Consider the following 274-nt stretch of genomic DNA (forward strand, 5'->3'; position numbering starts at 1 on the left):
GCAGGCTACCGGCGCGCCAATGGCGGCGGGGCGAAGCGGAACAGGCGGAAAGCGCCGGTCGCGCCCGTCTCGCGGCCACGCAGCGCGGCATGAGGACAACGGGCAAGGCGCCCGTTCGCCCTCAACGAGCCGCCATCGCGACGTCCTGATTGCTGCGCCCGCTCACGAGGCAGCCCGACATGAATGCATCGCTCTGGCTGCTGGCTGCCGCGTTGCCGAAGCCTCGGCTGAGCGCGTCGTATTTCACCTGCTCGGCGCCCTGCGAGCATGCCAT

General features: G+C 70.4%; 1 pseudogene. It reads right to left on the reverse strand.

Annotated elements, in window-relative coordinates:
* Window positions 1-121: 121 nt before the first annotated feature.
* Window positions 122-274 (reverse strand): annotated as a pseudogene (locus tag ACEN88_RS35425) (adhesin); the annotation flags it as partial.

Origin of the sequence: Massilia sp. CT11-108 (assembly GCF_047302915.1) — a bacterium.
In the GTDB taxonomy this organism is placed as follows: domain Bacteria; phylum Pseudomonadota; class Gammaproteobacteria; order Burkholderiales; family Burkholderiaceae_D; genus Telluria; species Telluria orientalis.